This is a genomic window from Polaromonas sp. JS666 (genome assembly GCF_000013865.1).
GTDB lineage: Bacteria > Pseudomonadota > Gammaproteobacteria > Burkholderiales > Burkholderiaceae_C > Polaromonas.
In genome coordinates this window covers 250,753-263,077 of record NC_007948.1, presented here as the reverse complement: position 1 = coordinate 263,077, position 12,325 = coordinate 250,753, and the positions used below count along the sequence as shown (strand labels likewise).

Below are 12,325 nucleotides of genomic sequence, written 5' to 3'. Positions count from 1 at the left end.
ATTGATCGGCTTCAAGCCCGGTTTGTACACGGGATTGCCCATTTTTGCAGGAGACAGGCCTTGTCCAAAGTTGTTCTGATTACCGGAGGCTCGCGCGGCATTGGTGCGGCGTCCGCCCTGCTGGCGGCCCGGCAGGGCTATGCGGTGGCCGTCAATTACGCCAGCAACTCGGCGGCGGCTGACGAAGTGGTACGGCAGATCCGTGAGGCCGGGGGCCAGGCCCTCGCCGTGCAGGCCGATGTGGCGAAGGAGCGCGAGGTGCTGGCCATGTTCGAGACGGTCGATGCCCAACTCGGGCGCTTGAGCGCGCTGGTCAACAACGCGGGCGTGGTGGACCAGACCACGCGGGTCGACGGCATCACGCTGGAACGCCTGCAGCGCATGTTTGAAATCAATGTGTTCGGCTCTTTCCTGTGTGCCCGCGAAGCGGTCAAACGCATGAGCACGCGGTATGGCGGCAGCGGCGGCAGCATCGTCAATGTGTCCAGTGCCGCAGCCCGGCTCGGCTCGCCGGGCCAGTATGTGGACTATGCGGCAGCCAAGGGCGCCATCGATACCTTCACCCTCGGCCTGGCGAAGGAAGTCGCCACTGAAGGCATTCGGGTCAACGCGGTGCGACCGGGCATCATCGAGACGGACATCCACGCCTCGGGCGGGCTGCCCAACCGCGCGCGCGACGTGGCACCCCAGGTGCCGATGCAGCGTGCCGGCACAGCCCGGGAGGTGGCCGAGGCCATCGTCTGGCTGCTGGGCGACCAGGCCAGCTACACCACGGGCGCCTTGCTTGACGTCACCGGCGGCAGATAGTGCCCCCACGTTCGCTCACTGCGTGTAGCTCTCTGCCCCCCGAGGGGGCGCTGCGCCTGCGGCCCGGCGAAGCCGGTTCCGCGGCTCCGGCTGGATTTTTGGGCGCAGACCGGCGGGGAGATGGCCTCTCCGCTTGCCACTTGAGTTGCCTTTAAGGAATAACGATGGACTTTAAACCGCTCGTCACGCTGTTGGCCATCGTCAACCCGCTGGCCATCGTGCCGTTTTTCATTCACTACACCCAGGATTTCTCAAAGCCGCAGCGGCGGCGCACCATCGCCACGGCATCGTTCAGCGCCTTTGTCGTGATTGCCATCAGCGCCCTCGCGGGACTGCAGATTCTCGAGTTCTTCAGCATCTCGCTGGCGAGCTTCCAGGTGGGCGGCGGCATGCTGCTGTTGATCAGCTCCATGAACATGCTCAATGCCCAGCCCGCCGAAGCCAAACCCAACACCCACGAGATGGAAGACGGGGCGGAAAAGGCGGCCAGGGGTGCCAGCATTGCGGTGGTGCCGCTGACCATCCCGCTGCTCACCGGCCCGGCCACCATGTCCACCGTGGTGATCTATGCGGAAAAGGCCAAGACGTTTTTCCAGCTCGGCACCCTGGTGGGCTATGGCGTGGTGATCGGCCTGGCCACGGCGTTGTGCTTTTCGCTGGCCGAACCGATCGCCCGCGTGCTGGGGAAAACCGGCATCAATGTCATGACACGCCTGATGGGCCTGATATTGGCCGCGCTGGCCGTGGAAGTCATGGCCGACGGCCTGGGCAAGCTGTTCCCCGTGCTGCGCGGCTGAAGATGGAGCCCCCACGTTCGCTCACTGCGTGTAGCTCTCGAGGCCTTGCAGGCCGCGGCTCGCCAGACGCTTCGCCTCTGTCGCCTGTCCAAGCCTGCGCAGGCAGGCTCGGAGCCGCAGGCTCCAGCCCCTCGGGGGCGCTGCGCCTGCGGCCCGGCACAGCCGGTTCCGCGGCCCCGGCTGAAATGTGCAGGCCAGCCCGGAGGGAAATTATGCCCCCCGAGGGAGCGCATTTTTCCTTGGGGCGGCCCGGCGGAAAAACCTTGGGGCCCACACTTTTCACTTCAAGCCTTCGGCGCGCTGCCCCTTGCATGACGCATGGGGCTCATGTTGCGTGGGCGGCTCTGCGGTGCTGCGGATGACCGGCGCGCGCGTTCTGCTGGTTGAGGATGACCCGGCCATCGCCCGGTCCATCGTCTTTGCGCTCGAACGCGATGGCATCAACCTCACGCACAGCCTGCTGCTCAGCGATGCGCGCCGGCAACTGCTGGTGCGCACGCCCGACGTGGTGATCCTGGACATCGGCCTGCCCGACGGCAGCGGCCTTGATTTGTGCAAGGAGCTGCGCGCAGCCGGCAGCATGCCAGTGCTGATTCTCAGCGCGCACGGCGAGGAAATCGACCGGGTACTCGGGCTGGAGCTGGGCGCCGACGACTACCTGAGCAAACCCTTCAGCCCGCGCGAGCTGCTGGCGCGCGTGCGCAGCCTGCTCAGGCGCGCGCGCATGCCGCCCGCAGCGCCGGTGCCTGCCAATGGCCCCTTCGAGATCGACGCAGCGGGCCAGCGCATGCGCCTGCATGGCCGTCCGCTCAACCTGACACGCCGGGAGTTCGGCCTGCTCGCCGACCTGCTGCACCATCGCGGCCGCATACGCTCACGCGACGAATTGCTGGGCGCAGTCTGGGGTGCCGACTCGGACAGCACCGACCGCACGGTGGACACCCACATCAAGACCCTGCGCGCCAAGCTGCAGGAGGCCGCGCCGGAGCGCGACTACATCGTGACGCACCGCGGCATGGGCTACTGCCTGGAGATATGAACACCCCCGTGGCTGCGCTTCGCTTCGCCTCCCCCCTTGCAGGGGGCGACGCCTGTGGTCTGGCAAAGCCAGTCCCACGGCGCCTGCTGGCAAAAGCCTGTGTGCGGGAACAGGTATGCGTTTAGGTATTCGCCTGCTGTTCGGTTTTTTCCTGGTTACCGGGCTGGCGGCATTTTTTGTGCTGCGTGTCTTCATGGCTGAAGTCAAACCCAGCGTGCGCGAGGTGATGGAAGACATGATGGTGGACACCGCCAACATCCTGGCCGAGCTCGCCAGCGACGATCTGTCCGCCGGCGCCATCGCTGACGGACGTTTTGCCGGACATGTGCGCAGCTATGCCAGGCGACCGATTGATGCGCAGATCTGGGGCATGACCAAGCAGTCGCTGGATTTCCGCGTGTATGTCACCGACATCAACGGCAAGGTCGTGTTTGATTCGGAAAACGTGGCGACCGGCCAGGACTATTCGCGCTGGCGCGACGTGGCCCGCACCCTGCGCGGCGAGTACGGCGCGCGCGCCACCCGCGAAGTCCAGCGGGATGACCGCACCTCGGTGATGTATGTTGCGGCGCCGGTGCAGCACGATGGCAAAACCATTGGCGTGCTGACCGTCGCCAAGCCGATGTCCACCATCCAGGCCTTCATCGACCGGGCGGAGCGAAAAATTCTGCTGAGCGGCCTGCTGCTATTGGTGTTGTCGCTGGCCATCGGTGTAGCGGTGACGCTGTGGGTGGTATGGAGCATTCGCAAGCTGCGCCACTATGCCAACGCCGTCGGCCAGGGCGCCAAGCCCGCGGTGCCGCAAATACCGGGCGAGCTCGGTGAGCTGGCGATGGCAGTGGATGCCATGCGCCTGAAGCTCGAGGGCCACGAGTACATAGAAGGTTATGTGCGCGCACTGACGCATGAACTCAAGAGCCCGCTCGCGGCCATTCGCGGGGCGGGTGAGCTGCTGCAGGATGAACTGCCCGAAAACGCGCGCCGCGAATTTGCGGGGCAGGTGCTCGACCAGTCCGCTCGCCTGCAGGCGCTGGTGGACCGCATGCTCGAGCTGACGAAGCTGGAGCAGCGCCATGCACAGGTACAGCGCGAGAGCCTTCTTTGGTGCGGCTTCCTCAAGCCTTTTGAGGCTGCACCCCTCGCCGGACGTGCGCAACATGCTGTGAAACTCATGGTTTCTCCGGAACATGCGGGTGTGCATGCCGAGCCCGGCTTGCTGGCCCTGGCGCTCAGCAACCTGCTGGAGAATGCGCGCTCGTTTGCGCCTCAAGCCTCCACCATCACGGTAGAGGCCGGCCAGGGTCACGTCGCTGTGCAGGACCAGGGCCCCGGTGTGGCGGACTATGCCCTGCCCCGGCTGGGCGAGCGCTTCTTTTCGACCGTGCGTCCCGACGGCCACACCAAGGGCTCCGGCCTCGGGCTGGCCATCGTGCGGCAGATCATGCTGCTGCACGGCGGCCGCATGGTGGTGCGCAACACCCACCCCGGGCTGCGGGTCGAGCTGCACTTCTAAGGCTGCTCGAATGCCTGGCGCGCGCATCAGCCGGCCACCTTTGCAGCTTCCGCCTGCCCGACGTGCCCCGCCTGCGTAAAGCGTGCGTACCAGTCAACCCGGCGGGTCAGCATCATGATCGCAGCCAGCACGGCGAACAATGCCACGGCGCCCAGCACCAAGGCGGTCTGCTCCATCCTCAGCAACACAAACAGCATGCCGTAAAGCATGGCGATACCCAGGCCAAAAGGCAGGCCGCGCGACCAGCGGCCCAGCATGTGGCTGGCGTAATAGGTCAGCAGCAGCACGCAGGCCGCAGAGGCAACCACATAGGCGCTTTCGAACGGCATGTGCTCGGACAGGCTCACCAGCAGCAGAAAGAACATGCTCATTGCCGCACCGACCAGCAAATACTGGATGGGATGCACGCGCAGTGATTTCATGAACTCAAACAGCCCCACCGCCAGAAAAGTAAGGCCAATGAAGAGCAGACCGTATTTGGTGGCCCGGTCACTGAGCGCGTAGGTATTGGACGGATCGACAAAAGTCACGCTAAAGGCCTCCACGCAGGAGCCGTGGGCCGAACCATCGCCGTAAGACGGGCAGGCCCCCTTGCGCCTGGCCGCATCCTTTTGCGCGACGTCCTGCTGCGCCGTGCTTGCCAGCGAGCTGACGCGCCAGTTGGCCTCGAACCCTTGCGGTGTGATCTTGCGGTCCACCGGCAAAAATTGGCCGCCGAAACTCGGGTGCGGCCAGTTGGACGTGAGCTGCATCCGGGTATCGCCACCCAGTGGCACCACCGAAATGCTTTCGGTGCCCACCAGTTCCAGTCCGAGCTGTACCTGCAGCGGCAGGAAGCGCACCATGGCCGGCGGCAGCGGTGCATGCACGCCGCGCGGGTAGCTGCCGTAAAACGTGCCCGGCTTGAGTGCCAACACCTGGTCGCCGACCTTCACGCTGGCATGGCGGATGCCGCGCGAATCGGACACCGCCAGCATCAGCAGTGGTTGGCCGCAATTCATGCGCGAGCCTGCATGTTCAGCGACAGGTTTGAGCGCCTCCGTGTCGGTCCATTCGGCCACCAGGTCGGCCTTCAGGCTGAACACCTGCGTCGCATGCAGCCCGCGGGCGCGCGGCTCCAGCTTGCTGCTGCCCTTGAGGGTGAGCGAAGCCGGCGCAGCAACCAGCAGGAATTCGCGCCGCTCGCTGTGCACCTGCCTGTCGGAATTCCTGACCTCCCATTCCTCGGTGCAGGCCATGTGGATGAGCGGACCCGTCAGCGTCTGTGGGCCGGCCAGGCTTTGGGCCACGCTCTGGATGGCGATCTGCCGGTGATTCTGGCGGTCCTGCACCACGTCGCTGATTTTCAGCAGAGCGAGGACCAGCAGTATCAGCACCAGGGCCAGTGCCGCGAATTTTTGTTTCATGACTTCCTTTCGTATTGACAACGAAAGGAAGTGTGCAAACCGCGTGTGAAGTCCGGATGAGGTGCCGCCCGCCTGTGTGAAGTCAATGTGAAGCCCCCACGCTCCCCCACTTCGTGTGGGTCGCTGCCCCCCCGAGGGGGCCGCCCGCCTGCGGCCCGGCAAAGCCGGTTCCGCGGCTCATGCTGGGTTGAAGAGTTCTGTGGGCGCGACCAGTGGGGGTATTTCACCAGTGGGGGCCGCGGGTCCGGCTTCGCCGGCCCCAGGCGCCGCCCCCTTGAGGGGGGAACAGGCTACACGAAGTGAGCCTGGACGGGGGTGAACTTATTTTTTCTGCAGCAACTTGACCAGCTGGTTGCTGGTGTTGCGCAGGCGCTGCGCCATTATCTGGGTGATTTTGACCAGCAGCTTGGCGCCCACGCCAGGGTGGTCGCGGATCAACCGGGCAATTTCATGGCGCCCCCACACGCCGGCCTCTACGGCTTCGATGGCGGTGCAGCTGGCGTAGCGCGGCTCGCTGTCGAGCATGGACATGTCACCCACGGCCGCGCCGCTGCGCACCACGGCCACCCGCGAGACCGGGGCCGGCGCATCCGCGTCCGCCGCGGCCGCGTCGCCCTGCGGCTCGACGCGCTTGGTCACGTCGACGGTACCTTTGAGGATCAGCATCATCCAGTCACCCGACTCGCCCTCCCGGATCATCACCTGGCCGGGCTCGGCACGCACCAGCAGCATGGAGGCGCCCAGGATGTCTGCCTCCGCAGGGGTGAAGTCCTGCAGCAGCGGAGAATTTTGCAACAGGCCGGGACCATAGGCGCTCAGTCGCTCGCAGCAGCCAAACACGTGCAGGCCGGCAGCGTCGAGTTGCTCTTGAAGTGTCTTCATGGGTGCCGCTGGTTTAGTGCGCGGGCGCCTGCTGCAACCACTGCTCCAGCTCTTCGATCGCCGCATCGGTGGCCGCTGTCAGCGCGCGCACGCCGCCGGGGGCATCGGCGCTGGGCGCGGGACGCTGCACGATCACATGGCGCTGCGCCACCAGCTTTTCGCCGGCGGGTGTGACTTCCACCAGCGTGGCGCGCAGGCGAATCAGGCCGACGCTGGCATCGGGTGCGGTGAAGAGATGGCTGAACTCCTCCAGGTGCAGCCGCAGCAGCTGCGGCAGCACCGCGTTCTGGGTGCGGTTCAGCGCCGCGCTCTCACCGGCATTGAAGACCGCGCGACGCTGGCTCAGCTGCTCGCGCAGGCGCTGGCGTATCAGCTGCGCGGGTGGCATGCTCCAGCGCGCCTGGGAATAGGGGCGCAACTGCTGCGCATCCGCATAACCCAGGCGGTAGAGCACCGCCATGTTGTCCAGCGCGCCGCCACTGGTTCCAATGTCGTCGATCGCCAGCGGGGGCAAGGGCGCCTCGCGCGTGCCGGGACGCAGTGACAGCGCACCCGGCCCGAAGTCGTACATGGTGGCGCGCGTTGGCTTGTCCGGCAGGCTCGAGCAGCCGCCCAGCACCAGGGTCGCAGCCACGGAACAAAAAAGGTACTTCACCCAATAAAACCGCCAGGCATCAGCCGTTGGATTCGCAGCGTCTTGATGGGGTTTGAAAAGAATCAGCCTCATTTTTTCCCCCCGTTGGCGGAAAATCCTGCCTCGCCGGGACCCGGCACCGGCGGTCCGTTGCCAAAAATCAGCGACTGCGGGTTGTCGTCCACCGCGTTCACGGTGCGGCGCAGCTGGCGCATGGTGCGCGCGGTTTCATCGGCCACCTCGCCCAGCTTGGGCAGCGTGCCGGCGCTGAAGGTTTCCACGCCCGCGGCCAGGGCCGTTCCGCCGTCGGAAAGCTTGTCGAGCGTCCCGCCTTTTGCGTTCAAGCGGGTGGCTGTCGTGCTGACGTCGTCTGCAGCCGTCTTGACGGATTTCAGCGTGACGGTGGCGTCGCGTGACAGGCCAGGCAAGGTCGCCACCGTGGGCTCAAGGCCCCTGGCCACGCGGTTGATGCTGCCGGCCGCCTCGCCGAGTTGCGTGATGGCAGAGGTCACCGCGGCCTGGTTCTCATCGGAGAGCAGCTTGTTCAGCCGTGTGCTGGCCTGCTCCACCTGGTCAAAGATCACATCGCTTTGCTTGAGCAGCTTGTCCAGGCCGCCCGGCTTGAGCGGTATGCGCGGCGGGTCTTCGTCGTTGGGTACCAGCCGTTCCGGCGAGGAGCCATCGTCGTCGAGCTGAATAAAGCCCAGCCCCGTCACGCCCTGGGAGGCCACCGTGGCAAACGTCGATTTCGTCACGGGTGCACTGCGGTCAATCGACACGCGAATCAGCACGTTGCCCTTGACCTTGGTGTCAAAGCCGATCAACTCGACCTTGCCGACCGGCACGCCGCGAAAGCGCACCGCAGCCTGGGGCTGCAGGCCCGAGACGCTTTCACCGGTACTCATTTCATACAGGTTGCGCTGTGTGTTGTCGCGCGTGAGCCAAACTGCCAGCATCACCAGCAGGGCAGTGACCACCAGCACAAAGGCGCCGGCGGCCATGGCATGGGCTTTGTTTTCCATCTTGAAGACCTTTCTGGTTTGCGCTAGACCGTGAAGGGGTATTCGCGCAGCAGTTCCATCGCGCGCTGGCCCCTTTCGCCGAGAAAAAATTCATGGATGAAAGGATGCGGGAACGCCACCACTTCCCGCGGCACATCGTTGACGATGACACGCTGCTCGGCCAGCACGGCAATGCGGCTGCTGAGTTCAAACAGCGTGTCGAGGTCGTGCGTGACCATCACCACGGTCAGTTCCATGTCCCGGTGCAGCGCGCGCAGCAAGGAGCAGAAACTGTCCGAGCTGTCGGGGTCCAGCCCCGCCGTGGGCTCATCCAGCAGCAGCAGCGGCGGATCCATGATGAGGGCGCGCGCCAGCGCCACCCGCTTGACCATGCCGCCCGACAGGTCGCTGGGCATCTTGTCGGCTGCATCCGGGCTCAGGCCCACCATCTGCAGCTTGACCATGGCCGCTTCACGGATCAGGTCGAGCGGCAGGGTTTTGAGTTCGCGCAGCGGAAAAGCGATGTTCTCCAGCACGGTGAAGGCCGAGAACAGCGCGCCCTGCTGGAACAGCATGCCGACACGCCGCGCCGCGCCACGCTTGCCGAGTTCGGCGGCCGGCTTGCCCAGCACGGTGATCTCGCCACGGGTCGGCGTTTCGAGTCCCAGCATCTGGCGCAGCAGCACCGTCTTGCCGGTGCCGGAGCCGCCCACCAGCGACAGCACCTCGCCGCGCTCGACCGTCAAATCGAGGTCCTTGTGCACCACGGCTTTGCGGTCGCCGTTCTCAAAAACGGTCCACAGCTTTTTGATTTCAACGACAGCGTCAGTCATATCGAAACCCGTACCTGAAAAGTGATGGCGGCTCTTCCTCCCAGCAGGGGCCGCGGGACTGGCTTTGCCAGACCGCAGGCGCAGCGGCCCCCTCGGGGGGCAGCGCAGTACACGCAGTGACAAGCGTGGGGGCGACATTCATATGCCCACGCTTTTAAACACGACCGCAAACAACGCGTCCACCAGAATCACCACGGTGATCGACGTAACCACCGAGGCGGTGGTGCCCTGCCCCAGGCTCTCGGTATTGGGTTTGACACGCAGGCCGTAATGGCATCCCACCATGGCGATCAGCACGCCAAACACGACCGACTTGCCGGTGGCCAGCGTCAGGTTGGCGGCATCCACCGCACGCGGCAGCGAGTTGATGAAGTACGAGGGCGTCACACCCATGGAGATATCGGCGGCCAGCATGCCGCCGAGCAGGGCGGCAATCGTGGTCCAGACGCTGATCAGCGGCATCACCACCGCCAATGCCAGCGCCCGCGGCATCACCAGCCGGAAGCCCCGGGCGATGCCCATCACCCGCATGGCGTCGAGTTCTTCGGTCACGCGCATCACGCCAATCTGGGCGGTGATGGCGGAGCCGGAGCGCCCCGCGATAAGAATGGCCGCCAATACCGGCCCGAGTTCCCGGATCAGCGAGATGCCAAGAATATTCACGATGTAGGCATCTGCCCCGAACTGGCGCAGCTGCTGCGAAATCAGGTAGGCCAGCACGACGCCGATCAGAAATCCCACCAGCGCGGTAATGGGCAGCGCCGTGGCGCCAATGTGGTACAGGTGACCCGAGAGATCACGCCAGGGGCCCTCCTTCGGGTGCCGGACAAGCCGGATGATGTCGAGCAGCAACTGGCCCACCAGGCGCACCAGGCCCTTGCTGTGATCGACCAGGTCCAGCGCCCGGTTGCCAAGTAGCACCAGGAGGTCCTTCCAGTCGGACCCGCGCGGTTTTGGCGGGACGACCGCGAATTTGGCCACGGTCTCCAGCACCGCACGCTGGCTGGGTTCGACCTGCAGCTGTGCCGGCCAGTCGCGGCCCCAGTGATTCCACAGCACCTGGGCACCGAGGTGGTCGAGCTTCTCGAGCCCGCTCAAATCCCACCGGACGGTCGACGCCTCGCCAGCGGGCGCGGCATGGCGGCGCAGGATCTCAAGCTGTGCCGTCAGGGTGTCCCATACCAGCCGGCCCGTGAGGTCCGAGGCCGTCCATGCCCCCCGCACGACAAACCGCCGGCCTTCGGCTGTGTCCTGCTGTTCAATGCGGGGCGTGGATTCTTCCATAAGCATGACTGAGGCGGGGCGCAGGCCGGTGACCTTTGCATGCGCGGCCGCGCAAAATTGTCATGGTAACTGTTGGCAATACCCATTCGGGCAGATGTGCACGGTTCTGTCGCTCTGGTCCTACAGCCGGGTTGCCGCCCACTGGAGTCAGCGGGTAATCCCCGCCGCGCGGCCGGCCAGGTTTTGCCACAATCTGAAGCTGGTCAGTCCTGCGTTAGGCAAGGCAGGCAGGATCCCCCTGCTACCCCGCCCAAAACCAGTCACCATCACAGCCCCGGCCGGGAACCGCAAGACAAAAAGCACACCCATGCAAGACGAGAACCAGGTTTTTGACTACATCATCATTGGCGCCGGCACGGCCGGTTGTCTGCTGGCCAACCGCCTCAGCGCTGACGCTTCCAAGCGCGTGCTGCTGATCGAGGCCGGCCGCAAGGACGACTACCACTGGATCCACATTCCGGTGGGCTATCTGCACTGCATTGGCAACCCGCGCACCGACTGGCTGTACAACACCGAGCCGGACGCCGGCCTCAACGGCCGCGCACTGCGCTACCCGCGGGGCAAAACGCTGGGCGGCTGCTCGAGCATCAACGGCATGATTTACATGCGCGGCCAGGCCCGCGACTACGACCGGTGGGCGGAACTGACCGGCGACAGCGCCTGGCGCTGGGACAACGCCCTGCCTCATTTCAAGCTGCACGAAGACTACTACAAGGGCGCGGACGCCATGCACGGCGCACGCGGCACCGCCCCCGAGCTGATGCAGGACAAGCTCAACCCCTACCAGAAGCTGCTGCGCCACCGCAACGCGGGCGGCGAATGGCGCATTGAAAAACAGCGGCTGCGCTGGGACATTCTGGATGCGTTTGCCGAGGCTGCTACCCAAGCCGGCATTCCGGCCACCCCGGACTTCAACCGGGGCGACAACGAAGGCGTCGGGTATTTTGAAGTCAACCAGAAAAGCGGCTGGCGCTGGAATACCGCCAAGGCCTTCCTGCGGCCGGCCTGCTACGGCCGGCCCAATTTTGAGCTCTGGACCAATGCGCAGGTGTGCAAGCTGCTGATCGAGCCGCAGCCCGATGGCAGCCAGCGCTGTACCGGCGCCGAGGTATGGACCGGCCAGGGACGCATCACCGCGCTGGCCACCCGGGACTCGGAACACATGGGCGAGGTCATTCTCTGCGCCGGCAGCATCGGCTCGCCGCAAATTCTGCAGCTCTCGGGCATTGGCCCGGCCGCCCTGCTGCAGCAGCACGGCATCCCCGTGGTGCAGGATCTGCCCGGTGTCGGCGCCAACCTGCAGGACCACCTGCAAATTCGCTCGGTCTACAAGGTGCAGGCCCTGGAAGGCGGCAAGCGCTGGGGCCTGTCGCTCAACACCATGGCCAATTCGCTGTGGGGCAAGGCCCGCATCGGGCTCGAATATGCGTTTCGCCAGACCGGCCCGATGAGCATGGCGCCCTCGCAACTGGGCGCCTTCACGCGCAGCTCGCCGGCGCAACCCTACCCGAACATCGAGTACCACGTCCAGCCGCTGTCGCTCGATGCCTTTGGCGAGCCGCTGCACAATTTCAATGCCTTCACGGCGAGCGTGTGCAACCTCAACCCGACCAGCCGCGGCACCGTGCACATCAAGAGCGGCCATTTTGAGGACGCCCCGGCCATCGCCCCCAATTACCTAAGCACGGCCGAGGACCGCCAGGTGGCGGCCGACTCGCTGCGCGTGACGCGCCGCATTGTCAGCCAGAGCGCGCTGGCCAAATACCGGCCTGAAGAATTCAAGCCGGGCGTGCAGTTCCAGACCGACGAAGAACTCACGCGGCTGGCCGGCGACATTGCCACCACCATCTTCCACCCGGTCGGCACCACCAAAATGGGCCGCCATGACGACCCCCTCGCGGTGGTGGACTCGCACCTGCGGGTGCGCGGCGTTCGCGGCCTGCGCGTCGTCGATGCCGGGGTGATGCCGCTGATCACCAGCGGAAATACCAACTCGCCCACGCTGATGATCGCGGAGAAGGCGGCGCAGTGGATTCGCGACGGCGAGTAAGCCCGCCGGGGATGCCGGGATCGGCATCGCCGCTTTGTTCCTTCGGTGGCGTTCACGCGCAATAATGGGCATCAGCCCC

At 65.4% G+C, this 12,325-nt stretch carries 11 protein-coding genes; 5 read left to right on the top strand and 6 right to left on the bottom strand.

What is annotated here, in order from left to right; all coding sequences use genetic code 11:
- The first annotated feature begins 60 nt into the window (after positions 1–60).
- The 4 genes from BPRO_RS01200 to creC all read left to right on the top strand — a co-directional run bounded on the left by BPRO_RS01200 (position 61) and on the right by creC (position 4,156).
- Positions 61–807: an SDR family oxidoreductase gene (locus BPRO_RS01200; RefSeq protein WP_011481213.1), complete on the top strand. Its 747-nt coding sequence runs from the start codon at positions 61–63 to the stop codon at positions 805–807.
- 164 nt (positions 808–971) lie between these two features.
- The gene (locus tag BPRO_RS01195; protein ID WP_011481212.1) at positions 972–1,604 is read left to right on the top strand and encodes a MarC family protein; all 633 of its coding nucleotides are present in this window, start codon (positions 972–974) and stop codon (positions 1,602–1,604) included.
- 358 nt (positions 1,605–1,962) lie between these two features.
- Entirely contained in the window at positions 1,963–2,643 is a 681-nt protein-coding gene (gene creB / locus BPRO_RS01190) for a two-component system response regulator CreB (protein ID WP_011481211.1), read from the top strand.
- Between the two features lie 115 nt (positions 2,644–2,758).
- Positions 2,759–4,156 (top strand): two-component system sensor histidine kinase CreC, encoded by a 1,398-nt coding sequence (gene creC / locus BPRO_RS01185; RefSeq protein ID WP_011481210.1) that lies wholly within the window; start codon positions 2,759–2,761, stop codon positions 4,154–4,156.
- 26 nt (positions 4,157–4,182) lie between these two features.
- Here creC and creD read toward each other — a convergent pair whose 3' ends face one another.
- The 6 genes from creD to BPRO_RS01155 form a co-directional block, all read right to left on the bottom strand.
- Entirely contained in the window at positions 4,183–5,562 is a 1,380-nt protein-coding gene (gene creD, locus BPRO_RS01180; protein ID WP_011481209.1) for a cell envelope integrity protein CreD, read from the bottom strand.
- Between the two features lie 321 nt (positions 5,563–5,883).
- The gene (locus BPRO_RS01175) at positions 5,884–6,444 is read right to left on the bottom strand and encodes a Crp/Fnr family transcriptional regulator (protein ID WP_011481208.1); all 561 of its coding nucleotides are present in this window, start codon (positions 6,442–6,444) and stop codon (positions 5,884–5,886) included.
- A gap of 13 nt (positions 6,445–6,457) precedes the next feature.
- Positions 6,458–7,171: an ABC-type transport auxiliary lipoprotein family protein gene (locus BPRO_RS01170; RefSeq protein ID WP_011481207.1), complete on the bottom strand. Its 714-nt coding sequence runs from the start codon at positions 7,169–7,171 to the stop codon at positions 6,458–6,460.
- Positions 7,168–8,100, bottom strand: coding sequence for an MlaD family protein (locus tag BPRO_RS01165; protein ID WP_011481206.1), 933 nt, complete (start codon positions 8,098–8,100; stop codon positions 7,168–7,170). Before BPRO_RS01165 ends, BPRO_RS01170 begins: the two co-directional genes overlap by 4 nt.
- Before the next feature lie 23 nt (positions 8,101–8,123).
- Positions 8,124–8,912, bottom strand: a complete 789-nt coding sequence (locus tag BPRO_RS01160) for an ABC transporter ATP-binding protein (RefSeq protein WP_011481205.1) — start codon at positions 8,910–8,912, stop codon at positions 8,124–8,126.
- A gap of 138 nt (positions 8,913–9,050) precedes the next feature.
- On the bottom strand, positions 9,051–10,196 hold the full coding sequence (locus BPRO_RS01155) for an MlaE family ABC transporter permease (RefSeq protein WP_041388181.1): 1,146 nt from the start codon (positions 10,194–10,196) through the stop codon (positions 9,051–9,053).
- A gap of 307 nt (positions 10,197–10,503) precedes the next feature.
- Between BPRO_RS01155 and BPRO_RS01150 the strand changes: the two genes are divergently transcribed.
- A complete protein-coding gene (locus BPRO_RS01150; protein WP_011481203.1) occupies positions 10,504–12,246 on the top strand; it encodes a GMC family oxidoreductase in 1,743 nt (580 codons plus the stop codon).
- The last annotated feature ends 79 nt before the right edge of the window (positions 12,247–12,325 follow it).

Excerpts from the sequence above, each read along its gene's own strand:
- BPRO_RS01195 (WP_011481212.1), top strand. The coding sequence starts at position 972 with ATGGACTTTAAACCGCTCGTCACGCTGTTGGCCATCGTCAACCCGCTG.
- BPRO_RS01155 (WP_041388181.1), bottom strand. The coding sequence starts at position 10,196 with ATGGAAGAATCCACGCCCCGCATTGAACAGCAGGACACAGCCGAAGGC.
- creD (WP_011481209.1), bottom strand. The coding sequence starts at position 5,562 with ATGAAACAAAAATTCGCGGCACTGGCCCTGGTGCTGATACTGCTGGTC.
- creC (WP_011481210.1), top strand. The coding sequence starts at position 2,759 with ATGCGTTTAGGTATTCGCCTGCTGTTCGGTTTTTTCCTGGTTACCGGG.
- BPRO_RS01170 (WP_011481207.1), bottom strand. The coding sequence starts at position 7,171 with ATGAGGCTGATTCTTTTCAAACCCCATCAAGACGCTGCGAATCCAACG.
- BPRO_RS01165 (WP_011481206.1), bottom strand. The coding sequence starts at position 8,100 with ATGGAAAACAAAGCCCATGCCATGGCCGCCGGCGCCTTTGTGCTGGTG.
- BPRO_RS01150 (WP_011481203.1), top strand. The coding sequence starts at position 10,504 with ATGCAAGACGAGAACCAGGTTTTTGACTACATCATCATTGGCGCCGGC.
- creB (WP_011481211.1), top strand. The coding sequence starts at position 1,963 with ATGACCGGCGCGCGCGTTCTGCTGGTTGAGGATGACCCGGCCATCGCC.
- BPRO_RS01175 (WP_011481208.1), bottom strand. The coding sequence starts at position 6,444 with ATGAAGACACTTCAAGAGCAACTCGACGCTGCCGGCCTGCACGTGTTT.
- BPRO_RS01160 (WP_011481205.1), bottom strand. The coding sequence starts at position 8,912 with ATGACTGACGCTGTCGTTGAAATCAAAAAGCTGTGGACCGTTTTTGAG.